The 25,907-nt window shown below is 65.3% G+C and carries 19 protein-coding genes; 11 read left to right on the top strand and 8 right to left on the bottom strand.

Annotated features, from left to right (window positions below):
• Positions 1-14 precede the first annotated feature (14 nt).
• The gene (locus VFZ97_16025; protein HEX6394943.1) at positions 15-701 is read right to left on the bottom strand and encodes a YceI family protein; all 687 of its coding nucleotides are present in this window, start codon (positions 699-701) and stop codon (positions 15-17) included.
• A gap of 83 nt (positions 702-784) precedes the next feature.
• Here VFZ97_16025 and VFZ97_16020 point away from each other — a divergent pair, with 83 nt between their 5' ends.
• On the top strand, positions 785-1,453 hold the full coding sequence (locus VFZ97_16020) for an O-methyltransferase (GenBank protein HEX6394942.1): 669 nt from the start codon (positions 785-787) through the stop codon (positions 1,451-1,453).
• On the opposite strand, the gene VFZ97_16015 is transcribed toward VFZ97_16020, so the two are convergent.
• A complete protein-coding gene (locus VFZ97_16015; protein ID HEX6394941.1) occupies positions 1,450-2,595 on the bottom strand; it encodes a ferritin-like domain-containing protein in 1,146 nt (381 codons plus the stop codon). The two genes, VFZ97_16020 and VFZ97_16015, sit on opposite strands and share 4 nt — an antisense overlap.
• A 156-nt stretch (positions 2,596-2,751) precedes the next feature.
• Between VFZ97_16015 and VFZ97_16010 the strand changes: the two genes are divergently transcribed.
• Together VFZ97_16010 and VFZ97_16005 are read left to right on the top strand one after the other, a co-directional pair.
• Positions 2,752-3,360, top strand: a complete 609-nt coding sequence (locus VFZ97_16010) for a TetR/AcrR family transcriptional regulator (protein ID HEX6394940.1) — start codon at positions 2,752-2,754, stop codon at positions 3,358-3,360.
• 59 nt (positions 3,361-3,419) lie between these two features.
• On the top strand, positions 3,420-4,835 hold the full coding sequence (locus tag VFZ97_16005; GenBank protein HEX6394939.1) for a DHA2 family efflux MFS transporter permease subunit: 1,416 nt from the start codon (positions 3,420-3,422) through the stop codon (positions 4,833-4,835).
• Between the two features lie 189 nt (positions 4,836-5,024).
• Here the strand turns inward: VFZ97_16005 and VFZ97_16000 are convergent, their stop codons facing one another.
• Entirely contained in the window at positions 5,025-6,635 is a 1,611-nt protein-coding gene (locus VFZ97_16000; protein HEX6394938.1) for a peptide chain release factor 3, read from the bottom strand.
• A gap of 97 nt (positions 6,636-6,732) precedes the next feature.
• Between VFZ97_16000 and VFZ97_15995 the strand changes: the two genes are divergently transcribed.
• Positions 6,733-7,407 (top strand): response regulator transcription factor, encoded by a 675-nt coding sequence (locus VFZ97_15995; protein ID HEX6394937.1) that lies wholly within the window; start codon positions 6,733-6,735, stop codon positions 7,405-7,407.
• Positions 7,404-8,795: a HAMP domain-containing sensor histidine kinase gene (locus VFZ97_15990; protein ID HEX6394936.1), complete on the top strand. Its 1,392-nt coding sequence runs from the start codon at positions 7,404-7,406 to the stop codon at positions 8,793-8,795. The genes VFZ97_15995 and VFZ97_15990 overlap by 4 nt, the downstream gene beginning before the upstream one ends.
• Before the next feature lie 25 nt (positions 8,796-8,820).
• Here VFZ97_15990 and VFZ97_15985 read toward each other — a convergent pair whose 3' ends face one another.
• The gene (locus tag VFZ97_15985; GenBank protein ID HEX6394935.1) at positions 8,821-9,999 is read right to left on the bottom strand and encodes a phosphodiester glycosidase family protein; all 1,179 of its coding nucleotides are present in this window, start codon (positions 9,997-9,999) and stop codon (positions 8,821-8,823) included.
• A 115-nt stretch (positions 10,000-10,114) separates the two neighbouring features.
• On the opposite strand from VFZ97_15985, the gene VFZ97_15980 reads away from it, so the two are divergent.
• Complete coding sequence (locus VFZ97_15980) at positions 10,115-10,816, top strand: hypothetical protein (protein ID HEX6394934.1); 702 nt, start codon at positions 10,115-10,117, stop codon at positions 10,814-10,816.
• Positions 10,817-10,833: 17 nt separating this feature from the next.
• Here the strand turns inward: VFZ97_15980 and VFZ97_15975 are convergent, their stop codons facing one another.
• Positions 10,834-11,157: a hypothetical protein gene (locus tag VFZ97_15975; GenBank protein HEX6394933.1), complete on the bottom strand. Its 324-nt coding sequence runs from the start codon at positions 11,155-11,157 to the stop codon at positions 10,834-10,836.
• Here VFZ97_15975 and VFZ97_15970 point away from each other — a divergent pair.
• The 5 genes from VFZ97_15970 to VFZ97_15950 all read left to right on the top strand — a co-directional run bounded on the left by VFZ97_15970 (position 11,147) and on the right by VFZ97_15950 (position 16,169).
• Positions 11,147-12,124, top strand: a complete 978-nt coding sequence (locus VFZ97_15970; protein HEX6394932.1) for an FAD:protein FMN transferase — start codon at positions 11,147-11,149, stop codon at positions 12,122-12,124. The two genes, VFZ97_15975 and VFZ97_15970, sit on opposite strands and share 11 nt — an antisense overlap.
• Positions 12,118-13,221 (top strand): ferric reductase-like transmembrane domain-containing protein, encoded by a 1,104-nt coding sequence (locus VFZ97_15965; protein HEX6394931.1) that lies wholly within the window; start codon positions 12,118-12,120, stop codon positions 13,219-13,221. Before VFZ97_15970 ends, VFZ97_15965 begins: the two co-directional genes overlap by 7 nt.
• Before the next feature lie 68 nt (positions 13,222-13,289).
• Complete coding sequence (locus VFZ97_15960; protein ID HEX6394930.1) at positions 13,290-14,540, top strand: NADH-ubiquinone oxidoreductase-F iron-sulfur binding region domain-containing protein; 1,251 nt, start codon at positions 13,290-13,292, stop codon at positions 14,538-14,540.
• Positions 14,537-14,782 carry a ferredoxin gene (locus VFZ97_15955; protein HEX6394929.1) on the top strand — a complete coding sequence of 82 codons (246 nt, stop codon included), beginning with the start codon at positions 14,537-14,539 and terminating at the stop codon, positions 14,780-14,782. The genes VFZ97_15960 and VFZ97_15955 overlap by 4 nt, the downstream gene beginning before the upstream one ends.
• Positions 14,783-14,897: 115 nt before the next feature.
• Positions 14,898-16,169: a polysaccharide deacetylase family protein gene (locus VFZ97_15950; GenBank protein HEX6394928.1), complete on the top strand. Its 1,272-nt coding sequence runs from the start codon at positions 14,898-14,900 to the stop codon at positions 16,167-16,169.
• 96 nt (positions 16,170-16,265) lie between these two features.
• Here VFZ97_15950 and VFZ97_15945 read toward each other — a convergent pair whose 3' ends face one another.
• The 3 genes from VFZ97_15945 to VFZ97_15935 form a co-directional block, all read right to left on the bottom strand.
• On the bottom strand, positions 16,266-20,297 hold the full coding sequence (locus VFZ97_15945) for a DNA-directed RNA polymerase subunit beta' (protein ID HEX6394927.1): 4,032 nt from the start codon (positions 20,295-20,297) through the stop codon (positions 16,266-16,268).
• Complete coding sequence (locus VFZ97_15940) at positions 20,298-23,873, bottom strand: DNA-directed RNA polymerase subunit beta (GenBank protein HEX6394926.1); 3,576 nt, start codon at positions 23,871-23,873, stop codon at positions 20,298-20,300. It abuts the gene before it with no gap.
• A 271-nt stretch (positions 23,874-24,144) separates the two neighbouring features.
• The gene (locus VFZ97_15935; protein ID HEX6394925.1) at positions 24,145-25,875 is read right to left on the bottom strand and encodes an EAL domain-containing protein; all 1,731 of its coding nucleotides are present in this window, start codon (positions 25,873-25,875) and stop codon (positions 24,145-24,147) included.
• Positions 25,876-25,907 lie beyond the last annotated feature (32 nt).

Here is a 25,907-nt window from a genome sequence, read left to right as displayed (position 1 = left end):
CCAGGGTGATTATTTCAGCTGCGTAGCAGGTGGAGCAGGACCTCGACGGTCCCACTGTCGCCGACCTTGGCCACCACGAAGCTCGGGTTGGGGATCCGCCATCTGGAAAAAGTCACCGGAATCTGCGCATTCACGTCGATCCCGTCCCCCACCCGCTCGGCGGTGAGCGAGAAGGTCACCGGCTGGGTCACCCCCCTCAAGGTCAGGTCGCCCGTCGCGGCGACGTGGACGGTCTGGCCGGCGCCGGGAATCGTCCCGACCTGGATGGGCTTGGTGAGCCGGAGGCTCGCGTACCGGTAACGGTAGGTCTCCATGATGTACCCGTTGAACTGCACATCCCGCGATCGCTGGTCTGAGCTGATGGCCCTCAGATCCACCGTGAAAGCGCCGGCGGCGACCTCGTTTCCGGAAATGACGATGGCGCCGGTGACCTTCTGGGTCCGACCGACGGCGGCATGGGCCTGCCCGAAAAGGATCTCGTCAACCCGGTACCCGGCTACAGAGCCAGGCCCGACCTTCCAGGTGCCGCTTACCGGTCCGGGAGCGACGGGGCCCGAGGAGGGCGGAAGGGCCAGCTTCGGTGCCGAGCCGCCTTCGACCAGATGGAAGAACACCAGCGGTCCCACAACGACGAGAAAGGCGAGGCCGGCGCCGAACGCTGCGACGCGCGCGGCGCGCCGGCGGGAAACCGGGTTCTGCACGACATTTCCAGTATCGGGCCTACCGTTGAGACGTGACCAGTGGAAGCGGGCGTTAGGAGGCAAGTCGTGAGGAGGCAGGCCAGATGAGCGAGGAGCTATGGGCGAAGGTCGACGACTACCTGAATAGGACCGTGGTCCAGCCTGACGACGCCCTCGAAGCCGCCCTCCGCTCGACTGCGGCCGCGGGCATGCCGCCGATCGCCGTGTCCGCGCCCCAGGGCAAGCTCCTCGCGCTCATGGCGACGATGGTCGGCGCAACCAGGATCCTCGAGATCGGCACCCTGGGCGCGTACAGCACGATCTGGATGGCCCGGGCGCTGCCGCCCTCGGGGAGGTTGATATCGCTCGAGCTGGATCCTCGTCACGCGGAGGTCGCCCGCAAGAACATCGCCGCCGCGGGCCTGGATCATGTCGCGGAGGTTCGGATCGGGGCAGCTCTCGACACGCTCCCGAAACTCGAAGAAGAAGGAGCCGCACCCTTCGACCTGTCGTTCGTGGACGCCGACAAGGTGAACATCCCGGCCTACTTCGACTGGTGCGTCCGCTTGTCGAGGCCCGGAGCGGTGATCGTCGTCGACAACGTGATCCGCAACGGGGCGGTTGCAAATTCGGGTTCCGAGGATCCAGCGGTGCGCGGGGTCAGGTCACTGAATGAGCTGCTGTCCCGCGACGCGAGGGTGTCGGCGACGACGATCCAGACCGTCGGGTCCAAGGGCTACGACGGGTTCACTGTCGCGCTGGTGCGCGGCTAGCCCAGAGCGTTGAGGCCCGACCCCTTCGCCGCGGCGGCCACGGCGTCGAGGGAGTCGTACTCCTCAGAGGTGTCGACGTTGTTCTCGAACTGGATGATGCCGAGTTCGGTGAAACGGTCCCTCAGCCAACCGTCGCCCGCGTCCAGGAGCCCGAGCTTCTTTACGTTCGGCACGATCTTGGAGAAGAGCATCGTCTGGAACATCTCCTCCATCGGATCTGGATGGGTCTGCAGGAATCGCACTACTTCCTTTGGATCGACGCCCATCCTCTCCCAAACGTCCTGCGCGAAGAACCTGTTGCGCAGCCGGACGGCGGTCTCGTAGGCGAACTCCTGGCGCTCCTTGATCTCACTGGCGCCGAGCTGTGAGTAGAGCTCCTGCAGGGAGATGACGCCGAACGCCACGTGCCTGGCCTCGTCACTCATCACGTAACGGAGGAGCTTCTTCAGAAGTGGCTCGTTGGTCAGCATGTGCATGAACCCGAAGGCAGCGAGAGCCAAACCCTCGACCATGATCTGCATTCCGAGGTAGGTGATGTCCCAGCGGCTGTCGGTGATGATGTCGTCGAGGATTTTCTTCAACTGGGGGTTGACCGGGTAAGCACCGCCCATCTTCTCTTCGGTGTAGCGGCCGAACACCTCGACGTGCCGGGCCTCGTCCATCACCTGAGTCGCCGCGTAGTACTTGGCGTCGATCCACGGGACGGTCGCCGTGATCAATCCTGTGCAGATCAGCGCGCCCTGCTCGCCGTGCAGGAACTGCGAAAGCGTCCACGTCTGGTTCTCGATCGCGAACTGCTGCCATTCCTTGTCGCCCCAAGAGGCGGTTGGTGAGTCGCTCACGTCGTGGAGGACATCGAATCGGGCGATGGTCTGCATGAACTCGGCGGCGAGCTTCTCGTTGTCGATCTCGGTGTCCCACTCGAGGTCGGTGGTCGCGTTCCACTGCGACTTCTTCGCCTTCTCGTAGAGCTTCACCAGCGCCGGCCGAGACCGGTCGTAGTCCCACGTGAAGAGCACGTCGCTTTCCTGGTGGATCGTGTGCACCACCTCGTCGACGTCACTGCGCTCGATCACGATCGAATCGACGTCGTTCGCATCGATCCCCGATCCGGCGTTGCGAGCGGCTTCGGTCGTCGACATATCAACCTCCGGGTAGGTGAGCGGCTTTCCTCTGGGTGAACGGCTTTCCTCCGTCGATAATAACCGCTATTTTGGAGTCGTGGCAAGGCCTGGACAGAGCACCGAACGGTGCATCCACACACGTAGCACCCGGCCACCCGCAACTAGCATCGAGCTGTGAGCGTGCCGGTCGACCAGCAGCCAGCGGTTGATTCGACGACCCGGGGCCGCTTGCTCGACGCCGCGGCGGAGGTCTTCTGCGAGCGTGGCTACGACGGCACGACAGTCGCGGAGGTTGCCCGTCGGGCGGGCCTCACCACCGGAGCGATCTACGCCAACTTCCGCGACAAGGCCGAGCTGCTCCTGAAGACGATCGAGAGGAGCTCATCCCACGTCGTTGTCGACATGGAGGCGGCCCGCGAGGCCGGCGTGTCCGCTGCCGATCGGCTCCTGCTCATGGCGCGAAGGATGGTGTCCGAGCCTGACAGCACCGAGAGGCTCCTTTTCGTGGAGATGTTCTCGGCTGCCCGGCGCCACCCCGACGTCGGCACGCGCGTGGCAGAGGCTTTGAAGGCCATGGAGGGCGAACTAACCCGGTTGATGGAGCGAGCCCGCAACGACGGTGATCTCGCCCCCGAATGGGATGCCGCAGTGCTGGCACGGTTCTCCCTCGCTCTCGGAGTCGGTTTCACTCACCTTGCTGTCGCAGGGCTTCCCGATCCCGATCCATCGGAGTGGGTCGCTCTGATCTCACGCCTGATTTCGTCGGTTCGGCCACCCGGGTAGCTGGCGCCGGCCCCCTCAGCTCCGAAGCCGCCCCGTTGACGCTTTCTACGTGGCACAGATTGCTGGTCGAGCCTCGGCGGCCCGGGGTGGTTCGCAACTCGCCGTTCGCGCCCTGGCTGGTCGTGGGAGCGGTTTCTGTCGGTGCGTTCATGGGCCAGCTCGACGCCTCGATCGTCACGCTCGCGTTCCCGACGCTTCGCCAGGCCTTCCACGCGTCCCTAGGGTCGGTTCAGTGGGTCGCCCAGGCATACCTGCTGGTGCTCGTCGGCACTCTGGCCGCGGTCGGGCGGTTCGCGGACATGGCGGGGCGGAAGCTGCTCTACATATACGGCTTTGTCGTATTCGTGGCCGGATCCGCGCTTTGTGGTGCGGCTCCCAACCTGCAACTTCTGATCGTCTTCCGGGTTATCCAGGGTTTCGGGGCGGCGATGCTCCAGGCGAACAGCGTCGCGATCATCGCCAGCGCGACCCCGAAGCACCAGCTCGGCCGCGCCCTCGGCGTCCAGGGCGCGGCGCAGGCGCTGGGGCTGGCTCTCGGCCCGGCGATCGGGGGGCTCCTCATAGCTCTGGCCGGTTGGAGGTTGGTCTTCCTGGTCAACGTCCCGGTGGGCTTGGCAGCGACCTTGCTCGCTTGGCTATTCGTCCCGCGCAGTCGCGACCTCGCCTCCAGGGCACGTTTCGATTGGGTCGGCCTCGGCCTGTTCGTACCGGGAATATGCGCGCTGCTCCTGTCCATCTCGTTCGGAGACCGCTACGGCTGGTCGTCAGGAATCATCGTGTCGGGGTTCTTGGCAGCAATGGTTCTCCTGGCGGGCTTCGGAGCGAGGGAGCGACATACGCAGAGCCCGATGCTCGACCTGTCCCTGTTACGAAAACCCGCCTTTGGCGCCGGCATCGCCAGCGGGCTTTTGTCATACCTGGTCCTGTTCGGCACCCTCACTGTTGCGCCGTTCCTGCTGGAGGTCGGTCACCGTCAGACGACGGGTCACGCGGGGATCGAATTGTTCCTCCTCCCTCTCGGGGTGGGCGTCGCCGCGCCGCTTGCCGGACGCTTGTCGGACGAGGTAGGAGCCCGCCCGCTCACCGTCGCCGGGATGCTCGTCGCGTCAGCCGCCCTGGCCGGGACCGCCCTCTCCTACGGGTCGCTCGCGCTGATGCTGCCGCTCTTCGCCATCGCCGGGCTCGGGATCGGTTCTTTCACTCCCCCGAACAACGCGGCGATCATGGGGGCTGTGCCCAAGGACCAGCGCGGCGTCGCGTCGGGTGTTCTGAACATGACGCGAGGCCTCGGCACATCCCTCGGACTTGCCCTCGCGAGCCTTGCCTATACCGCCGGCGCGGGATCAGGAGCCGCTTCTGAGGCAGCCGCCCGGGACGGCTACAGGAATGCGGCGTGGTTGCTCGCCGGCGCCGCACTTCTCGCGGCCATGATCGCAGCGGTGCGGAAACGCCCTCGCGTGGAACTAAGCGGCTAAGCGCTCCTCGCCCTAAGGAGCGCGGGCTTGCAGCGATTCCTTCACTGGACTTTTGTGGGACATGTCGTTTTTGAGGTGGTGCAAATTTGAAGCCTGAGGTCGCAATTGCACCGGCGATCCCGGATGTACCGGAAAAATGGCGAACGCCACCGGGGCGCACCGGAATAAGCCGGGACTAACGGCCGGACCTTACGTGGTGAAGATCTGCTCCAGGACCCAGTCGGGATGGTCCGACTGCACCCGCGCAAGCCAATAGGGGCTTTCGAACACGGCCAGCAGAACACCGTCTCGGCGATGCAGGACCTCGACTCCCGGAAGCGGGCGCAGGTTGGAGGCGGTCACCTGATCGGTCCTCCGTACCGTCCTCTCGTAAGGACCGGACAGCTCGATCGACGCTCCGAACTCGTGCTCCATCCGGTGGGCCAGCACCTCGAACTGCATCGCGCCGACCGCCGCGAGTACGGGGGTGGGATCGTCGGGCGAGCGCCGCAGGATCTGAACCACGCCTTCCTGCTCGAGCTGCTCCAATCCCCTCTTGAACTGCTTCGATCGCGAAAGGTCGCGCGGGTGCGCGCTTGCGATCAACTCGGGCGGGAAGGCGGGGATCGGCGGGAAAACGACCGGTCCGCCGAAACCGTTCTCGCTCGCGTACAAGGAGTCGCCGACCCTCAGCCCCGACGCGTTGACCAATCCGATCACATCTCCGGGCCAGGCCTGATCGATCGTGTCTCGATCCGATCCGAACACGGATGTCGCGTACTTGGTGGCGAACGGCCGACCGGTCGGGCCGTGAACAAGAGTCATTCCGCGCTCGAAATGACCGGAGCAGACGCGTACGAATGCGACGTGGTCTCGGTGGGCTGGGTTCATGTTTGCCTGAACCTTGAACACGAAACCGGCGAACGGGCGATCCAGTTCGAGTTCCTCGCCGTCGGCGTCGAGCGCCGGTGATGGTGACGGCGCAAGGTCGATGAGCGCGTCGAGTAGGTGTCGCACTCCAAAGTTGGTCAACGCCGAACCGACGAACAGAGGACTGCTGAGCCCGGCCAGAAACGATTCGCGGTCCATCACCGCGCCGACCTCGTCGAGGAGGCTGCATTCCTCCGCCGCTCTCTCCCATTCGGAGCCGTAAGCCGCCTCGGCTTCATCCGCGGCAAGCTCGAACTCGCCGGCGATCTCCGCCCCGCCGCGCGCCTTGGAGAAACCCACGAACGACCCGGTCCGTCGGTCGACCACGCCGTGGAAGACCCCCGGATCTCCTACCGGCCATGTCACCGGGGTGGCGATCAGTCCTATCTGTTGCTCGATCTCATCGAGCAGTTCGAGTGGAGCCCGACCGGGGCGGTCGCACTTGTTGATGAATGTCAGTACGGGCAATCGCCTCGCGTGGCACACCTCGAACAGCTTGAGCGTCTGCGGCTCGATCCCCTTCGCGACGTCGAGGACCATGACGGCTGCGTCAGCCGCGGTAAGGACCCGGTAGGTGTCCTCGGAGAAGTCACGGTGGCCCGGAGTGTCGAGCAGGTTCACCGTGCAATCGCGGTAGGGGAATTGAAGGACCGTGGAGCTGATCGATATTCCCCGCTCCTTTTCCATAGCCATCCAATCGGATGTCGCGCGGCGGCGTCCTGCTCTCGCCCGGACCGCCCCGGCCTCTTGGACCGCACCGGCGTACAGAAGGAACTTCTCGGTGAGCGTGGTCTTGCCCGCGTCGGGGTGGCTGATGATCGCGAAGGTCCGCCGGCGCGCCGCCTCAACGGACGGCGCGAGATATTCGGCGGGGATGGCGGGAACGGTCATATCGGGGGGAACGCAGCCCGGTCGTCGTCGAACGGGTTGACGGGTTGATCGGGGCTGGCGACAACAGGTTACCGGGGAACAGATGCATCCTTGAGAGGTGCGCATCCTGGTTGCCGAGGACGATGACGGGATAGCCGAGCCTCTAGTCGCGGGTCTCACCAGGGAAGGGTTCGTCACCGAGTGGGTATCGACCGGCGCAGCCGCACTCTCGGCTGCGACCCCTGACCTCGTCGTTCTCGATCTCGGGCTGCCGGACATCGACGGTTACTCGGTGTGCCAGCAGCTCAGAGCGCGCTCGTCGGTTCCGATCATCGTGGTTACTGCGCGGGGCGCCGAGGTGGACCGTGTAGTAGGCCTCGAACTAGGGGCGGATGACTACATCGTCAAGCCGTTCGGCTTTCGAGAATTGGTAGCGCGAATCCGGGCGGTGATGCGCCGCATAGGCGAGCTGCCTTCGACCGAACAGGTGCAGGTGCTCGGCGAGCTCAAGGTCGATCGGAGAACCCGTCGAGTGTTTGTGTCGGGGGACGAGGTGATCCTCACGCCGAAGGAGTTCGATCTGCTCGCCCTTCTGGCCGAGGACCCGGGAGCTGTGGTCAACCGGCAGACCATCCTCGAAGAGGTGTGGGACCCGCACTGGTACGGCCCAACCAAGACCGTCGATGTGCACGTTGCATCCCTGCGGAAGAAGCTCGGCCACCCCGAGTGGGTAGAGACCGTGCGCCGCGTGGGGCTCCGTCTTGGCGACACGATGTCGAATGGAAGCAAGTGACCAGGCGCCTCCTGCTTTCATACCTAGGGCTGGCGATTCTCATTCTCGTCGTGCTCGAAGTACCCCTCGGGTTACTGGCCCAGCGTCACGAGAGAGGAATAAGCGCCAGCCAAGCCTCGAGGGAAGCGGCCGGCCTGGCGGGGCTGGCTACAGAGGGGCTCGAGCATACCGAGGCCGCCCAGCTGTCGAACCTTGCAACCACCTACAAGTCCAGCACGGGGGGCGAGGTGGAGATCATCGGCCCCGCGGGCAACATATTGGCAAGTTCGAGTTCAGATAAGGACAACGACGTCGTCACCGACTTTCACCAACTGGTAGTGACAGCTCTGTACGGGGTCTCGGCAAGCGCGTTCACCGAAGACGAGGGGAAACCATGGGCCGCTGCTGTGACGCCGGTGCTCCTCGACCGGCGTCCCGCGGGCGTTGTCCTGTTGGCTATTCCAGCGTCCGTCACAGAGCAGCGGATTCACGACATCTGGATTGCTCTCGGCGGATTCGCCGCGGCTGTGCTCGTATTGACTGCCGTCGTCGGCGTGGTTCTTGCCAGATCTCTGTCCCGCCCCCTCAGCCGCTTGGAATCGGTAGTTGCCGGGCTCGGGGGAGGGGATTTGAATGCCCGTGCACGCGAGAACGATGGACCGCCGCAGATCCGCTCCCTAGCCCAACAGTTCAATCACATGGCGTCGCGACTCACGGAGCTGGTCGAAAGTCAGGCTCGGTTTGTGGCAGACGCATCCCATCAGCTGCGCTCCCCGCTGACAGCTCTGCGCCTGAGACTCGAGAATCTCGAGGCAAGTGCCACATCAGGTACTACGGATGAGATCGCGGCTGCCGGACGTGAGGTCCAAAGGCTCTCCCGGATCGTCGACGGCCTTTTGACCATCAGCAGAGCTGGCCAGGACGAGCCGCCACGTGAAGTCGTCGACATACAGGCGGTCATCGCCGAGCGTTGCGACGCATGGGGTGCCCTTGCGGCCGAGAAGCACGTGGCTCTCGACCACAACGGTCCGGGGCCGCTTTTCGCAACGCTTGTACCGGGGGACCTCGAGCAGATACTCGACAATCTGCTAGCCAACGCGCTCGACGCAAGCCCGCAGGGTTCTCGGATCGTCGTTTCGGTGGACTCGGATCGCTCGCGATCTCTTCGCGTTCATGTCACGGACGAGGGACGTGGCATGACTCTGGATGAGCGGAACCGTGCTTTTGATCGCTTCTGGCAGGGACCCACTTCAAATGGAGGTCACAGCGGATTGGGTTTGGCGATCGTGCGGCAACTGGCCAACTGCAACGGCGCGTCGGTCGAACTTCGCCAGGCGTACCCGACGGGACTCGACGTTGCGTTGTCCGTAGTCGCAGCCCAAACTGAGCCAGCAGTCGCTCGTAGATAAATCGCCCGGAACTGAGAAATCCGGCCTACGGCGCGTAGACCATGAAGAAGTCACGCGACTCGCGGGTCGGACCGAGATAGCGGGTGGCAGGACGCTGCATACTCGGATACAGCTTCGATGCGTAGACGAGTGGGCTGCCGACGCCGTTCGGATGGCTGTAGAAGTTGAGGGTGACCCACTCCGGGTTGATGTCGAGCGTCATGGCCCGAACGGCGCCGGCCCGCTGCAGCGATTCGGCCAGGCTCTTCGCAGTCAGCGCCGGGCCGGCGACATAGATCAAAGCTCCGGTGGCGCTGACACCGATGCCCGAACGTGCGACGACTGTGTTGGCACCGAGAGTCGATCCCCAGACCCTGTTGTCGCTGTAGGTCGCATTCGATGCGAGTCGACCGCGGTCGACCATGAGCGCAAGGTTTTGAAGGACTGCGACCACATTCTGCGACATGGAAACCTCGTTGCCCCAGGTACCGATGTCGATGTGACCGTCCGAGTAGATCACCATCGACGCGGCGCCCATTCGAAGCGGGACCTCAGTGGTTCCGTTGAGGTAGAACCCACCGCGCGCATCTTGGACACGGAACCCTCCGTTGAATGCCGCCAACGCGTACGGAAGCTGGGCCGAGTTGATGTACGGGGTTTGGGCCCATGTCCCGCCCGGCTCGTAGGCCCCGGGAACGAGTGCGACGCGGAGCAGGCTCGTATCTATCCACACTGCGGAGGTGATCTGGCTCGTGTAAACGTCGTCGGCCCTGAATTGGGCCTCGTACATAGACGGCACTCCGCCGATGTCAGGGCCCGCGGGGCGCCAGCTGCCCTCCCCAGGAAGCGCGGGTGAGACGACCAAAGGCACCGGCGAAGGCGCAGCGAGGTGGGAGCGCACAACGATCGTCGGCGGCGAGTGAGATGGGTCGGATGCAGCGTCGGCCGATGCCGGCAACGGGTTCAGCCCTCGAGGAACACCGCCGCGCGACGGCGCGTTGTGGCTGTAGTAGTACGACTCGAGGTGGTTTGCGATAAAGGCGGCGTCATGGCTCCTCAACCAATCCGCCCACTTGGCCTGGAAGTTTTGATTACCTGGGGTGGTCAGCGCCCCGATGAGCGACGCGGCGAAGAAGAGCACCACCACGATCACAGCGGCGAGGGGTACTAGCAGTAACCGTCGCAACCGACGGCGCCGGCCCCGGAGTTGAGTAGGCGTAGACAAGGGCCTCAGTCTCAGCCTGAAGGTTCAAACGACCGTCAAGACTCACGTTAAGGAAAGGCAAAACTACCTGGAGTCGAGGTGAAAGCGCCACGCGGGGAACCTAAGTTCGAAGACGGTGCGAGTCGTTCCAACCAGTGGGCTACGCGAATCCCCGGAGGAAGTCGGCGTCGAATCGAACGCACGCTTGACCAGCGGAACTGCCGCTCTGCTTCTGGTTCTATTGGCGGCGGAGGGCGCGACCCTGATGAGCGTTCGGAGCCTGCTGACACCTCACGTGTTCATCGGCATGCTTCTCGCGCCGCCCGTGACCCTCAAAATCGGCTCGACTGGCTGGCGGTCCGTTCGCTACTACCGCGGCTCCCTGCCGTACCGGCGCAAGGGTCCCCCGCCGCTGGTCCTGCGGATTCTGGGACCGGTCGTGGTCGTGCTGACGGTCGTGCTGTTCGCCTCTGGTATCGCGCTGATGTTCGCTCCGGCATCGGCACGCAGCAAGCTGCTGACCGTCCACAAAGCGAGCTTCGTTCTGTGGTTCGGAGTCATGACAATCCATGTCCTTGGGCACCTGATGGAGACCGCTCGGCTGGCGCCGGCGGATTGGCTCCGAAGCACGAGGCGCGACGTCCGCGGAGCAGGAGTACGTCAGTGGACCCTCGCGGCGAGTCTGGTGGCCGGATGCATTTTGGGGTTTCTGATGCTCGGCCCGACGGGGAAATACCACGTCGAACGGCAGTTGCACGAAGGGAGCAACCGGGTTTCCCAGCTGGGACACAGGACTTCTTATCCGAAACTTAGCCAGGCTCTCAGCGGAGCCTCATAGCCGGACTTCATACTCGATCACATGCCTTCTAGCGCGTCTCGGGACCTCGGATTGGAGCGGATCAGCCGCAGCACCCGGTATCTGGCCGCCGGATCGTTGCTAGCAGGCGGCATCCTCTCGGCAGCCGTCGCCAACGCGCTGCCCGGCCACTCATCACACACATCGCATTCGTCGAGCTCGACAGGCGGTAGTTCGGAGGCCGGCTCGCAGTCGACGAACTCGGGGTCACGGTCATCATCTTCTGAATCAAGCTCCGGACTGAGCAGCCCAACGCACCGTCCGTCACGGTCGAGCTCCTCCCCCGTGGCCTCCTCAGGAGGATCGTGAAGGGTGACGGACACTTCATTGGCGGTGCACTCGTTCCCTGCGCTCGGCACCACGGCTTCCATTGCGGTCACCGAACCGTCCGCCGCAGATAAGGCGACGAGCGTCCTGCGCCTCGAGCTGGAAGCGATCGATCTGGCAGCAAGCCGCTTCCGGCCGGAGAGCGAGCTCAGCAAGCTGAACGCGAGTACCGGCCGGCCGGTCGTCGTGTCTGCATTGCTGTTCGAGGCGATAGACGCGGCCCTTCGTGCTGCACGGCTTACCGACGGACTGGTCGACCCGACGGTCGGAAGTGCTCTCGAGCTGATCGGTTACGACCGGGACTTCGCGGACGTTGACCCTGAAGGCGCCGCGCTAAACCTGACTGCGCGCGCAGTAGCCGGTTGGAAGACGGTGCGCACGGACTCCGCGCACCGCACGGTTCAGTTGCCGTCCGGAGTGTCGATCGACCTTGGGGCCACCGCAAAGGCGCTCTGCGCCGATCGTGCTGCCGAGCTGGCAGCTGCCTGCACCGGTGCGGGAGTTCTGGTGAATCTCGGAGGAGACATCGCGGTTCGAGGCCCGGCGCCGGTGGGAGGCTGGAGCATGCGGATCACGCACAACCACGCGGATCCACCCACCACATCGGACGGGCCGGTCGTTTCGATCCGCGAGGGCGGTCTGTCCACGTCCAGCACGTCGGTACGACGCTGGATTCGTGGTGGGGTTTCCCTGCACCACATCATCGACCCGGCGACCGGTCTGCCCGCTCGAGAGCACTGGCGAACGGTCAGCGTTGCCGCGGGCACTTGCCTCGACGCGAACATCGCGTCCACCGCCGCGATCCTTCTCGGTGATCGGGCTCCGCAATGGCTCGAAGAGCGACGCCTTCCGGCCCGTCTCGTGTCTCCTTCTGCTCGCGTCACCACCTCCGCAGGTTGGCCCATCGACTCAGTCGGGCCGGCATCAAACGAGTCGATGGCTCCGGAGCAGGTCCGGTGCTGACAACAGCAGCGGTAACCGCAGCCTTGGGTACCAATGCCAAGGCGCTGTGGTACATGACCCGAGGCTTCGGGTTGGTCGACCTGGTGCTGCTGACCGCGACTGTCGTCATGGGCATTACCCAAGTAGTCCGATACGCGCGGCCCGGCCTGCCGAGGTTCGTGATATCCGCTCTGCACAAGAACATCTCGCTTCTCGCTGTCCTGTTCTTGGTGATCCACGTGGTGACCGCGGTGCTCGACACGTATGTATCGATCTCCGTTGCGGACGTCTTCATTCCTTTCGTCGGCACGTACCGCCCCCTCTGGCTGGGGCTCGGAGCCCTGTCCTTGGACCTCCTCGTCGCCTTGGTCATCACATCACTCGTACGCGAAAGGCTCGGGCCTCGGCTCTGGAGACTCCTTCATTGGGCTGCCTACCTCTGCTGGCCAGTTGCGGCGCTTCACGGGCTCGGAACCGGCACCGACACCAGACTCGGTTGGGTTATCGCGCTCAACGCCGTGTGCGTTGCCGCGGTCATCGGCGCCGTGTGGTGGCGCCTCGCAGAGGGGTGGTCGCCTTCGAACGCCGGCAGGCGCGCGGTAGCAGCGTTAGGATCCTTCGCACTGCCGCTCGCAATAGGGGTTTGGACGGTGACCGGGCCTCTCAAGCCCGGCTGGGCAAAGAAGGCGGGCACGCCTACTGCGCTGCTCGGCGCGATCGCCGCGTCGTCCTCGTCGACCGGGTCGTCCGGCCAGACCTCTCCTTCTGCGCTGTCGATTCCGTTCTCGTCGGACTTCCAGGGCAGCCAGAACGAGTCCGGCAGTCAGAGCGGAGGTCCCGTGACGCTAGTCCTGTCGGGACAGTTCAGCGGAGGAGCGTTCGATGTCACCCTCGACGGGTCCCCGGTGGACGGCGGCGGGGTCCGGCTCACGTCCGGCCGGGTCACTCTCGGACCGCAAGGGGCTCAGAACGAGTACACCGGCCGGGTTACCAACCTGAGCGGCGACACGATCGTCGCCACCGTTTCCGGACGGACCAATCAGACCTTCACGGTCACGATCCAGATCACCAGCATGCGCGGTCGAGCGCTCGCCGGCCACATTCAGGGGTCGGCGTGATCACTCCACAATCCCGCCACGAATCTGGCTCAGCCTCACGGTCACGCACCAAAGCAGACATCCCCCCGATGCACTCCGACCCGCTGGTAACGCCGCGCCTTCTGGCCACGAAGGAGGATCCCAGCTTCCACGGTCATTTCCGAACGTGGGGACAGATGCCCGCCGGAGGCCCACTGTTGGTCGCCGAAGCCGAGCAAGCCGGGCTGAGAGGGCGAGGTGGGGCGTGGTTTTCCACCGCACGGAAGCTGGCAACCGTCTCTGCGGGTCGGCGTCCCGTCGTCGTCGCCAACGGAACCGAAGGCGAACCCGTCAGCCGGAAGGACAAGACACTTATGGCCAGCGCCCCTCATCTGGTGCTGGATGGTGTCAGCGTCGCTGCCGACACGCTCGGCGCCGCAGAGGCGATCGTCTGTGTCGACCGCTGCGACACACAATCGATCAAAGTTTTGACCCGCGCACTCTCCGAACGAGGCTCGATCAAGGCCGACGATGTGAGCATCCGGCTCGAGACCGCGCCAACAAAGTACGTGACGGGTGAGGAATCGGCTCTGGTGCACTGGCTCAACGGAGGCGATGCAAAACCGACGTTCGTCCCGCCGAGACCCTTCGAACGTGGTGTCGGCGGCCGTCCGACGTTGGTGAACAACGTGGAAACGCTCGCCAACCTGGCTCTGGTTGCGAGATTCGGGTCGGCATGGTTTCGTGCGCTGGGCACGCCTGACGACCCCGGCACCGCGCTGATAACGGTGGTCGGCGACGTCACCCGCGATGGCGTTTACGAGGTGCCCTTCGGAACCTCGGTCGAAGCAATCCTCAGCTCAGCTGGTGCCGCGTCCTCCGTCCACGCAATCCTCGCCGGCGGGTTCGCCGGGACGTGGGTACCCGCCGGGACGGCCGCCGACCTCACGTTCGACCGAGCATCGTTCGCATCGGTGGGAGCGGCGATCGGTTGCTCATCGATGGTGGTGCTCGCCGAGGGATCCTGTGGCCTCGCGGCTACCGCCCAGATCGCGCGGTGGCTCGCCGCCCAGAGCGCCGGGCAATGCGGACCCTGCATCAACGGGCTTCCGGCCATCGCGGGCGCCCTCGAGGGGCTGGTGGCCGGGGATCGGCGCCGGAGATGGCAACAGCAGCTCACGCAGTGGCTCGACATGGTCGAGGGAAGGGGCGCTTGTCGCCACCCCGACGGCACCGCGCGCATGGTCCGCTCCGCGCTGGCCACGTTCGCCGAGGAGATCGAGAACCACCGTAGGTACGGTGCCTGCCGCGCCGAAGCACCTTCGGTCCCGGTGCCTCGGATGGATGGACCCTGGATATGACCCCACGTCCACCCACGAGAATCCTCGACGGCGAGCGGCCAAAGAGAATCGTCGTCAACCCGATCAGCTGCAAGGGTCACGGGCTGTGCGCGGAGCTGCTCCCCGAGATGATCCGCCTCGACGACTGGGGTTACCCGATCATCGACCCTTCACCGGTGCCGCCCCACCTGGAGGCGCACTTGAAGCGGGCGATCGCAGCGTGCCCGACCCTTGCGCTCCTCGTGGCCGACGCCACGGAATAGCTCCTCACTTTCGGCCCGCTGTGGGACGATAAGGGCACACGGACGCCCGATCTCTCGGCGTCGACGCAGCCGGAACCGGGTAGGCAGGGGGTCGAATAGTGGGGCAGCCAAAACGTTGAAGCGTCAGCGAGCGTCGTTGTTATCCGCGACCGTCGTGTCGGCGATCTTCAGCACGGTCGCGTTTCTTCCGATCAGTTCGGCCGCCTTCGGAAGCGAAACGGTCGGCGCGGCCTCCGTATCCCCAAGCCCCGCCTTCTACACCTTCCAGGCGCCCGGAGAACAGAACACGGCCGGCCGCAGGGTGATCGCCCTGACCTTCGACGATGGTCCCGGGCCTTATACCCCTGAGGTTCTCTCTGTGCTTCAGCGCTATCGGGTTCCCGCGACCTTCTTCGAGATAGGCGTCAACACGCTCGGCTACCCGCAGTACACCAGGCAACTGGCCGCGGCCGGGTATCCGGTCGAGAACCACACGTGGAATCACGTTGACTTGGCGACGCTGCCGGTGAGCGGTTATCCGACCCAGATCGACCAGACCCAGAATCGGATTCGTCTCCTGACAGGCGTCACGCCAACTTGCGTGCGCCCTCCCTACAACAGCTGGAACGGGACCTCGCTCGAACAGACGGCTCAGCGAGGGCTGACCACGATGAGCTACTCCATCGACCCTCGGGACTGGACCATGCCGGGCACCCAGGCGATCGTCGACCGGGTTGTAGGCGCTGCGTTCCCTGGCGGGGTGGTGGACCTGCACGACGGGGGCGGGAACCGCCAGGAGACGGTCGACGCTCTCCCACAGATCATCGCCTCGCTTCGCGCCCGTGGTTACTCGTTCGTGCCCATCTGCGAGCGGAACCCGTGGGCCGGTCCGGTGATAAGCGACCTGTACGCGTTCGGCTCAGCGCTTCCGGCGACGACGCCGATTCTTTCGAACCTCCCGTTCGTGGGGGCTGCGCTCGACCCAAGCGCACCCGGTTACTGGCTCACCGCCTCCGACGGTGGGGTTTTCGCGACCGGTGCCTCGCCGTACTACGGATCTATGGGCGGGACGCGGCTCAACCAGCCCGTCGTCGCGATGGCACCCACCCCAGACGGCCACGGCTACTGGCTCGCCGCCGCCGACGGAGGCATCTTCACCTTCGGAGACGCCGGCTACTACGGATCCACCGGCGCCACACGACTCAACCAGCCCGTCGTCGCGATGGCACCCACCCCAGACGGCCACGGCTACTGGCTCGCCGCCGCCGACGGAGGCATCTTCACCTTCGGAGACGCCGGCTACTACGGATCCCGCGGCGGCTCGGGCGGAACGAACCGCTATTTCGGCCTGGTTCCGGCGCCTGGAGGCACCGGGTACCTGATCGCCGGGGAGCATCCTGCCGCTTAGCAGGAATGGGCGTGACGCCGGCGTGCACGATCACACGCCGGCGCCAACGAACTGAGGCGACCCGAAACAGCGCCGCCGAATGCTGGAAAACCAGCGCTAGGAGGCGCTTTCCTCCCCGGAGTCCCCGAAGGCGCCGTCGTACCCGACTGAAGCCGCTCCGTCACCGTTGCCGCCCCACTCGTCCGTTCCGTCGGTCCCCTCGGAGCCGATCGACGCGAGCCACGCCGCGAGATCCTCGGTCCCGGCCTCGTCGTCCCCTGAGGTCCAGAATGTCATCCGTTCCGCCTCGGGTGCGTCGACGACGAGGTTCCGGTACCGCGTCATGCCGGTCCCGGCGGGGATCAGCTTGCCGATGATGATGTTCTCCTTCAGCCCGAACAGCTGATCCGACTTGCCTTCGATGGCGGCTTCGGTCAGAACCCTGGTCGTCTCTTGGAAGGAGGCCGCCGATAGCCAGCTGTCGGTGGCGAGGGAGGCCTTGGTGATCCCCATCAGCTCGGGCCGGCCCTCCGCAGGACGCTTGCCCTCGGTGACCAGACGACGGTTCACTTCCGCATAGGTGCGCGAATCGACCCGCTCGCCGGGGAGGAAGGGGCTGTCGCCCTGCTCGGCGACGAGGACCCGCCGCAGCATCTGGCGCACGATCAGCTCGATGTGCTTGTCGTGGATCGCCACGCCCTGGTCGCGATACACCTGCTGCACCTCGCTGACCAGGTACTGCTGCGTCTCGCGGATGCCCTTGATCTCGAGGAGCTGCTTGGGGTCCTTGGGGCCGTCGACGATCGGGTCGCCGGCGGTTATCTCGACACCGTCGTGAACACCGTCGGCCAGCTTCGACCGGACGCTGATGCTGTAAGCCTCCTCGGTACCGTCGTCGCCGACGATGATCACCCGCCGGGCGTTGTCCTCCTCCACCACACGCACCACGCCTGAGGTGCGGGCGAGGATGGCGGCGCCCTTCGGGGTGCGGGCCTCGAAAAGCTCGACGACACGGGGCAGACCGTGGGTGATGTCCTCACCGGCGATACCACCGGTGTGGAAGGTACGCATGGTCAGCTGGGTGCCGGGCTCGCCGATCGACTGGGCGGCGATGACCCCGACGGCCTCGCCGAGCTCGATGTGCTTGCCGGTCGCCAGCGAACGGCCGTAGCAGGCGGCGCACACACCGTGCTCCGCCTCGCAGGTCAGCACCGACCGGACGGTCACGTCAGTCACCGCCGGGTCGTCTCGCAGCGTGTTGCTCAGCTCGGGGGTGATCTCGGTGCCCGCCGGCAGGACGGTTCCGTCCGAAAGGGTCACCTCCCGGGAGAGCAGGCGGCCGTCGAGCCGGGTTTCGAGGTAGGCGCGCACCTTCTCGTCGTCGGGTTGGACGTGATCGATGCGAATTCCGCGGGTGCTCCCGCAGTCCTCCTGGCGAATGATCAGCTCCTGGGCGACGTCGACCAGACGCCGGGTGAGATATCCGGAGTCGGCGGTTCGCAGAGCGGTGTCTGCGAGACCCTTGCGGGCGCCGTGGGTGGAGATGAAGTACTCCAGAACCGAGAGACCCTCACGGAACGACGACAGGATGGGCCGGGGGATCATCTCGCCCCGGGGGTTCGAGACCAGACCCTTCATGCCGGCGATCTGGCGCACCTGCTGTGGGTTACCGCGAGCACCGGAGTCGACCATCATGTCGAGCGGGTTGAACTGGATCGACCGCAGGGTTTCCTCCATCGCCTTTCCGATATCGGAGTTGGCGGTGGTCCAGATCTCGATCTCCTTCTGGCGCCGCTCGTCGTCGGTGATGATTCCCCGCTTGAACTGGGTCTCGGCCTTCTGAGCCTCGGCTTCGAACTTGCGAATGATCTCGGCCTTCGACTCGGGCGTCTTGACGTCGTCGATCGAGATGGTCAGACCCGAACGCGCCGCGTAGCGGAAGCACAGGTCCTTGATCCGGTCGAGGCTCTCGGCCACCTCGGCGAGGTGGTAGTTGTCGGCCAGCTCCTGAACGATCGTCCCGATCGAATGCGCCTTCTTCCCGACGACATCGTTGACGAAGTCGAAGCTCGCCGGGAGAGCGGAGTTGAAGATGATCCGTCCGGGCGTCGTCTCGATTTCCTCGAACGCAGACCCGTTGGATTCGGCGTCTTGGACGACGTCGTCGGCCTCACCGTCGGCCGACCCGTTGGTCGGCACCACCGAAGCCGCGCGACGCCACTTGATCTGCGAGTGCAGGTCCACGTCGCCGGCGTCGAGAGCGCGCTCGACCTCGTGAACGTGACGGAACACCCGGCCCTCGCCCTTGCCACCTTCTTTCGACAAGGTCAGGTAGTAGGCACCGAAAACCATGTCCTGGGTCGGGGTGACGATCGGCCGGCCGGTCGCCGGCGAGAGAATGTTGTTCGCCGACAGCATCAGGATGCGCGCCTCGGCCTGAGCCTCGGCGGAGAGCGGCAGGTGGACTGCCATCTGGTCCCCGTCGAAGTCGGCGTTGAAGGCGGTGCAGACCAGAGGGTGGATCTGAATGGCCTTGCCCTCGACCAGGACGGGCTCGAAGGCCTGTATGCCGAGTCGGTGAAGTGTAGGGGCACGGTTCAGCAGGACCGGATGCTCCTTGATCACTTCTTCCAGCACGTCCCACACCTGCGAGCGGCGACGCTCGACCATCCGTTTCGCGGACTTGATGTTCTGTGCCAGCTCCAGGTCGACCAGCCGCTTCATGACGAACGGCTTGAACAGCTCCAGCGCCATCTGCTTGGGAAGGCCGCACTGGTGCAGCTTCAAGGTCGGGCCGACCACGATGACCGAACGGCCGGAGTAGTCGACGCGCTTGCCGAGCAGGTTCTGGCGGAACCGGCCCTGCTTGCCCTTCAGCATGTCCGACAACGACTTCAGCGGCCGGTTGCCCGGGCCGGTAACAGGACGGCCACGCCGCCCGTTGTCGAACAGGGCGTCGACGGCCTCCTGCAGCATCCGCTTCTCGTTGTTGACGATGATCTCGGGCGCGCCCAGATCGAGCAGCCTCTTCAACCGGTTGTTCCGGTTGATCACCCGGCGGTACAGGTCGTTCAGGTCGGACGTGGCGAAGCGGCCGCCGTCGAGCTGGACCATGGGCCGCAGCTCGGGCGGGATCACCGGCACAGCGTCGAGGATCATGGCGCGCGGGTCGTTGACCCGCCGGCCGTGCTCGTCGCGGCGGTTGAACGCCGAGACGATCTTCAGCCGCTTGATGGCCTTCTGCCGGCGCTGCACCGACAGAGGACGGCGGCCGTCCGATGCGTCGATCGCGTCGCGGAGCTTGATCTCCTCCTCGTCGAAGTCGATCTCGCCGATCAGCGATGCAATCGCCTCCGCACCCATGCCTCCACGGAAGTAGTCGCCGTAACGGTCCTTCAGCTCACGCCAGAGGATCTCGTCTTCGATGATCTTGCGCGAGTGAAGGTTGCGGAACTCGTCGAATGCCCGCTTGACCAGATCGAGTTCCTGGTCTGCGCGCTCGCGAATCGACCCGAGCTCCTTGTCCACCTGGCGCTGGCGAGCCTTGAGCTCGGAGTCCTTCGCACCTTCGGTTTCCATCTGGGCGAGTTCTTCCTCGAGCGCCTTGAACCGGCGGTCGAGGTCAAGATCACGTGCGCGCTCGATCTCGGCGAGCTCCTCGGCGAGCTCGGCCTCCAAGTTCGGGAGGTCCTCGTGACGCTTCGCCTCGTCGACCCAGGTGACCAGGTTCGCCGCGAAGTAGATGACCTTCTCGAGCTGCTTGGCCTTCAGCTCCTCACGGGCCTCAGTGCCCATGAGCAGGTACGCCAGCCACGAGCGGGTTCCCCGCAGGTACCAGATGTGCACCACCGGCGCGGCGAGCTCGATGTGACCCATCCGCTCGCGCCGGACCTTGGAACGGGTTACCTCGACGCCGCAGCGCTCGCAGATGATCCCGCGGAAGCGGACCCGCTTGTACTTACCGCAGTAGCACTCCCAGTCCTTGGTAGGACCGAAGATCTTCTCGCAGAAAAGCCCGTCCTTCTCCGGGCGGAGTGTCCGGTAGTTGATGGTCTCCGGCTTCTTGACCTCGCCGTTCGACCACGTGCGGATGGCATCGGCTGTCGCCAAGCCTATCCGCAACTGCTCGAAATCATTTACATCCAGCACTTAGAAACCCCTCTCGCTGGCTCGTCGTGCGTCCTCTTCGTCTGAGCCCCGCTCCGGCCGGCTGATGTCGATGCCCAGCTCCTCCGCCGTGCGGAACACGTCCTCGTCCAGCTCTCGCATCTCGATCTCCTCGCCGGTGTTGGAGAGGACCTCGACGTTCAAGCACAGTGATTGCATTTCCTTGATGAGCACCTTGAAGCTCTCGGGGATCCCGGGCTCGGGGATGTTCTCGCCCTTGACGATCGCCTCGTAGACCTTGACCCGGCCGAGCACGTCGTCGGACTTGATGGTGAGCAGCTCCTGCAGCGCGTAGGCGGCGCCGTACGCCTCGAGGGCCCACACCTCCATCTCGCCGAAACGCTGGCCACCGAACTGGGCTTTTCCGCCGAGGGGCTGCTGCGTGATCATCGAGTACGGACCCGTCGAGCGGGCGTGGATCTTGTCGTCGACAAGGTGCGCCAGCTTCAGGATGTACACGTAGCCGACGCTGATCGGGTTGTCGTAGCGCTCGCCGGTGCGCCCGTTGTAGAGGGTCGCTTTTCCGTCGGCGCCGATCAGCCGGCCTTCCACGCCGTAGGCGCTGCCCGGGGCCTCCGGCGTCAAGGTCTCGAAGATCCGCTTGATCGTCGGATGCCGGCCTGCGTCCTCCGCCTCGTCCCAGTGCGCACCGTCGAAAACAGGAGTCGCCACATGGACGGCGGGCTGCGTCACCGGGCGGGTCTTTTGTTCGATTCCCGTTACCGGAGAGTCGGCCTGGTCGTTGCCCTCCCAGCCCCAGCGGGCGGCCCAACCGAGGTGGGACTCGAGGACCTGACCCACGTTCATCCGCGAGGGAACGCCGAGCGGGTTGAGAATAATGTCGACCGGAGTTCCGTCCTCCAGGAACGGCATGTCCTCGACCGGGAGGATCTTCGAGATGACGCCCTTGTTGCCGTGGCGGCCGGCGAGCTTGTCGCCCTCGGAGATCTTCCGCTTCTGGGCGACGTACACCCGGACCAGCTGGTTGACGCCAGGCGGAAGCTCGTGGGCGTCCTCCCGGGAAAACACCCGCACGTCGATGACCTTGCCGGACTCCCCGTGAGGCACCTTCAGCGAGGTGTCACGAACTTCGCGGGCCTTCTCACCGAAGATCGCGCGGAGCAGGCGCTCTTCAGGGGTGAGCTCGGTTTCTCCCTTGGGGGTCACCTTGCCGACCAGAACATCGCCGGGTCCGACTTCGGCACCGATCCGGATGATCCCGCGCTCGTCGAGGTCCTTCAGGATCTCCTCCGACAGGTTGGGGATGTCCCGGGTGATCTCCTCGGCACCGAGCTTGGTGTCGCGGGCGTCGACCTCGTGCTCCTCGATGTGGATCGAGGTGAGCACGTCGTCGCGCACGAGACGCTCGGAGAGGATGATGGCGTCCTCGTAGTTGTAGCCCTCCCACGGCATGAAGGCCACGAGCAGGTTCTTGCCGAGAGCGAGCTCTCCCATCTCGGTCGACGGACCGTCGGCGAGCACGTCGCCCTTGGAGACCTTCTTGCCTTCCTCGGAGATGATCCTCTGGTTGAGGCAGGTGTTCTGGTTGGACCGGCGGAACTTCGCCAGCCGGTACACCTTGCGTCCGAGAGCGTTACCGGCCCAGTCGGACTGGCCCGGGTTGTATTCCACGGTGACGTGATCGCCGGACACCTCGGTGATGACCCCGTTGCCTTCCGCGACCAGGACGTCGCCTGCGTCGCGCGCCGCGCGGGCCTCGACGCCAGTGCCGATGAACGGAGCCTCGGGGCGCACCAGCGGCACGGCCTGCTTCTGCATGTTGGCGCCCATCAGCGCGCGGTTGGCGTCGTCGTGCTCGATGAACGGGATCAGCGCGGTCGAAATCGACACGATCTGCTTCGGCGAGACGTCCATGAGATCGACTTCCGCCGGCGGCACGAAGTCGACCTCGCTGGTGGTGCCGTAGCTGGTCCCACCGGCGCCGACGCGAACGCCGGGGCCCTGGGGTGCGCGGCGCACCAGGATCCGCTCCTCCACCAAGGTGCCGTCGTCGGCCAGCTTGGCGTTGGCCTGCGCGATGACGTACTCCTCCTCCTCGTCGGCGGCGAGGTAGACGATCTCGTCGGTGACCCGGCCGTCAGCGACACGCCGGTAAGGCGTCTCGATGAACCCGTACGAGTTGATACGCCCGTACGACGCGAGGTGGCCGATCAGGCCGATGTTCGGGCCTTCCGGCGTCTCGATCGGGCACATCCGGCCGTAGTGGGACGTGTGCACGTCGCGAACCTCGAACCCGGCGCGCTCACGGGAAAGCCCGCCGGGGCCCATCGCCGAAAGGCGCCGCTTGTGGGTCAGCCCCGACAACGGGTTGGTCTGGTCCATGAACTGCGACAGCTGCGAAGTCCCGAAGAACTCCTTGATCGCAGCGACGACCGGCCTGATGTTGATCAGGGTCTGCGGGGTGATCGCCTCGACGTCCTGAGTCGTCATGCGTTCACGCACGACCCGCTCCATGCGGGAAAGGCCGACCCGCACCTGGTTCTGGATCAGCTCACCCACCGAGCGGATGCGCCGGTTGGCGAAGTGGTCCTGATCGTCGGGCCGGTAACCGGGCTCGCTGTTGGCCAGGTGGAGCATGTACGAGCACGCGGCGAGAATCTCCGACCGGCTGAGCACGCTCTGCCCCGGCTCGGGCTTTTCGAGATCGATGCCGAACAACTCCTCGGCCTTGGCGATCTCAGGTCCCAGCTTCCTGTCGAGCTTGTACCGCCCGACCCTGGTCAGGTCGTACCGCTTCGGGTTGAAGAAGGCGTTCTCGAAATAAGCGCGGGCGGACTCGGTCGAAGGCGGCTCGCCGGGACGGGCGCGCTTGTAGATCTCGAGCAGCGCCTCCTCCTGGGTCGGCGCGAGGTCGCGCTCCTTGTCCCACTGCGCCTCGAGGAAATCGAAGTGGCGGACGAACCGCTCGAGGAATCCCTCGTCGGTGTAACCGAGGGCCCGGAGCAGAACGAACAATGAGAGGCGGCGCTTGCGAGCGACACGCGAGCCGGCGCTGATGTCCTTGCCAGGCTTGGCCTCGACGTCGAACTCGATCCACTCACCCCGGTACGGGTGAATGGTGCCGGTGACGTAGGTCTTGGCGTCGCGGCCGGGCTGGAAGATGACGCCCGGCGAGCGCACCAGCTGGGACACGACGACCCGCTCGGTGCCGTTGATGATGAAGGTGCCTTTGTCCGTCATCATCGGGAAGTCCCCCATGAAGACGGTCTGCTCCTTTATCTCGCCTGTGTTGGCGTTCTGGAACTGGGCGCGCACGAAGATCGGCGCGGCATAGGTCATGTCCTTTTCCTTGCACTCCTCCACCGAGAACTTCGGGGGCGGGCGCAGATCCATGTCGGTCGGATCGAACTCGAGGATCAGCTTCAGCGAGCCGGAGAAGTCCTCGATGGGGCTGATGTCACGGAAAGTGTCCGCGAGCCCCTGTTCTAGGAACCATTTGAAAGAGTCACGCTGGATGGAGATGAGGTCCGGCAACGGCAGGACTTCATCGAGGTTGGCGAACGAGAAACGCTCCCGGGACGCGGAACGAGTCGGCAAGACCTACTCCTGGGGGAGAACGGGCTGATAGACCGCCGTGCGGGCCTCTGGAGCACTGCGGGCGCGCCGAAGCCGCGTCAAAGCGGCGGGAGGCGCAAACCAGGGGACCACGGCAACACACCATCTTAGGGCGGTGCCGGCGCTAAAGGCAAGAGATAGCGCGCGCGAATGCAGCTGGTTTTCGTAGAAGGGTACGGCAACGGGGAGTGGCGGTCAAGGTTTTCCCCGGAAAAAGAACCCCCGCCGGCCCGCGGGCCCTCCCCCCGAGGGATCAGGCGTTCCGGCTGCCAGCGAGAGCAGCGCTGAACTCCTCGGCAGGCATCGGCCTCCCGAGGTAGTACCCCTGAGCGAGGTCTACTCCCAGGTCGGTGAGGCGGCGGAGCTGGTCGTCCGTCTCCACTCCCTCTGCGACGACGACCATCCCGAGCCCGTGCGCCAGGCGCACCATTCCGGCGACGATCGACTGCTGACGGCGGTCGCTGCTGAGTCTCGATATGAAGCTGCGGTCAATTTTCAGGGCGTCGAACGGGGTCCGCTCGAGCTCCGCCAACGTCGAGTACCCGGTGCCGAAATCGTCGAGCGCGATCCGGACGTTCAGCAAACGGAAGGCGGAAAGCACCTCGTGCATGCGGTCGGGGTCGCTGACCGCAGCGGTTTCGGTGATCTCGACCACCACGTCCCTCGGGTCTACCGACCTCTCCTCTATGCAGGCGAGGAAGTCGTCGACCGTCGAGGGATCGGAGAACTGTCGGACCGAAAGGTTCAGAGACACCGACATTCGCGGCCCTGCGCTCTCCTGCCACCCGGTGAGCCGGCCGAGCGACTCGCTGACCATCCACCTCCAGATGTCGGTTATCAGGCCGGTCTCCTCGGCGACGCCTATGAAATCGCCCGGTGGCACAAGTCCCTGTCCCGGACGATCCCAACGCACCAGCGCTTCCGCCCCGACGATGCGGCCGTCGCCGATCGAGATCACCGGCTGGTAGTGCGCGACCAGCTCGCCGTCGGCGATCCCGTCGCGAAGGTCGACTTCGATGTCCGACGACATCACGGCCTCTGCGGCGGTGGCGATGCCGCCGCGCCGGTGCACCTTCGCCCAACGGGTGGCCATGGTGGCGTCCCGAGTCAACGATTCACCCGACGCGTCGCCAACCGACGCAGTCGCGACGCCGCAGGTCAGGGTGACGGGCAGGTCCCTCGCTAGCCGGTCCTTGGCCGACAGCATCACCCGGGCAGCCAGCGAAGGAACCTCGGACGGATCGGCCAGCACCGCGGCCGTCGCCAGTTCTCCACCGCTCACCCGGCCCACCGCGAAGGCGCCGTTTCGCGTCTCTGAGAGCGCGTCTCCGATCCTGCGCAGTACCCGGTCACCGGATTCGTAACCGAACCGGCTGTTGAGCGCGGTCAGGTCGTCGGGGTCGATGTGGACCAGGCAGACGACATCGCGTCCCGACATGTCGCTGTTCTGAGCGATCCAGCGGTCGACCTCGCCGAGAAATGCGCCGCGGTTTGGAAGCCCGCTCACCGGATCGCTCATCTCGAGTTGGCGGATCCGGGCTTGCAGGCGGTTCCGCTCGGTGACGTCGTCCGCCATCACCAGCGCCGCCGGGCGGTCCCCGAACAGAAGCTCATGGGAGGTGATCTCCACCTCGATCGTCGAGCCGTCGGCGAGAAGATGGGTCCAAGGTCCCGACCGTTCGAGCGGCTGTCTCGCGTCGGTGACGTCGGCCGCGAGCCGAACCCGTTCCTGCGCCGGCCGGATGTCGTGGATCGTCATGGCGAGGAACAGCTCGCGGCTGTACCCATATGTCGACACGGCGGCGGCGTTCACCTCCAGGAACCGCAACGTCTCGAGGTCGTATATCCACATCGGCCTCGGGTTCCTGGCGAAGAGCACGCCGAGTGGACCGTCCTCGTCGATGACGCTCATCGGGCCGAGCAGCTGAGTCCGGCCACGGCGGCTGGAAGAGGCACCACTTTCCGTGCTCTCATGTGCGCCCACTGCGTTCAATGGTAAGCCCTATCGCCGGAAGA

It is taken from the genome of Acidimicrobiales bacterium, from assembly GCA_036378675.1.
GTDB lineage: Bacteria > Actinomycetota > Acidimicrobiia > Acidimicrobiales > Palsa-688 > DASUWA01.
The sequence above is the reverse complement of the archived record's forward strand: the minus strand, read 5'-3'. Positions and strand labels throughout refer to the sequence as shown.